General features: G+C 46.8%; 2 protein-coding genes. One reads left to right on the forward strand and one right to left on the reverse strand.

The window, feature by feature from the left end:
• Nucleotides 1-274 precede the first annotated feature (274 nt).
• Nucleotides 275-787, forward strand: a complete 513-nt coding sequence (locus A3762_RS16545; RefSeq protein ID WP_156493096.1) for a hypothetical protein — start codon at nucleotides 275-277, stop codon at nucleotides 785-787.
• Between the two features lie 220 nt (nucleotides 788-1,007).
• Here the strand turns inward: A3762_RS16545 and A3762_RS26015 are convergent.
• A partial coding sequence (locus tag A3762_RS26015) for a tyrosine-type recombinase/integrase (protein ID WP_156493531.1) occupies nucleotides 1,008-1,248 on the reverse strand: 241 nt, incomplete at its 5' end.

The following is a 1,248-nucleotide window of genomic DNA, read 5'->3' on the forward strand; positions in this document are numbered from 1 at the left end:
CATTACGGTGGATTATGTGGATAGACCTGTATCGGTATACCGGAGAACTGCGAAAGATATTGAAAATCTATCAAAAACTGATAGTTCCCGCTTGGCGGATCCACGAAGCGAAAATCTAACATCATCTATTGAAGCTTCATATTTTGCTTCTTCGTCTAACGTGTGGACGCGCCTGTTGTTTGTGGGGCAACCCAAAACTGAGAAATTTCCGTTCCGGTCCAAAAAAGAACAGTTCTTTGTCCTGGCCCGATGGAGCCCGCATTCCGGGTGCACGATGAGCCTTGTAACGTCGGAAAAACGCGATGCGGAAGGGGTAGTATTCTATGATCCCTGCGTAGGCGCATCGTTTGACGGGGCTGGTAGAATCTTGAAAGGGAAACTCACAGGGAGCGCTGCAGGCGATTCGGCCGCATATAACACATTTATCCCTCCGTACGTGTTCGAGGGAGATAAAACACTGATAATCGGATTACGCGACACCGATCGGCTTCCCGAGTTGCCTGACGTGAGGCAAAGTCCTTACTTGGGAATGACGCCCACGGAAAAACTAATTACTGCTGCCCGGTTTAATGATCTAGATACTGTTAGACTGGCGCTAAAAGAAGGTGCGGATGCAGGATATTACGCACCAGGGAAAGGTAGCCCATTAGATGCTGCCATTATTGGTAGTTCTATGGAAGTTATAAAACTACTTATCGCTAATGGCGCGAGACCTACGCCTAATTCGCTGAACGCTGCAAGTTTTGTCGGTCGTACTGAAGTAATTGAGCTGATTAAAGAGATGTAGTGATGGGAAAAACGCATAAAAAGTGTTTGGCGGACCGGAAGGGGAGAAACACACTGTTGAAGCGTGCTAGGAATGAAAAGCGGACATTACCTCATCACTGCAAAAGACAGTTGTGGCGGTTGAGTAAAATTGCAAATTGATGCGCGCTCACGTCAATAAAGCTGACTCGGTGTCGAGTTAGAAAGGGCTATCCGCAGATAGCCCCATGGAACGTGGTGATTTAAATCTCTATGTTCTGCGCAAGTTCCAATGCGTCATCAACCTCAACTCCTAAGTACCTGACTGTACTTTCAAGGCTTGTATGACCAAGGAGGATTTGCACCGCACGTAGGTTTTTAGTTTGCTTGTATATTATCGATGCTTTGGTGCGGCGCATGCTATGAGTACCGTATGCACTTGGGTCCAAATCTATGCTCGTCACCCAATTCTTTACGATACGGCCATAATGACGAGTTGTAATA

The organism is Oleiphilus sp. HI0125, assembly GCF_001635355.1.

Excerpts from the sequence above, each read along its gene's own strand:
- A3762_RS16545 (WP_156493096.1), top strand. The coding sequence starts at position 275 with ATGAGCCTTGTAACGTCGGAAAAACGCGATGCGGAAGGGGTAGTATTC.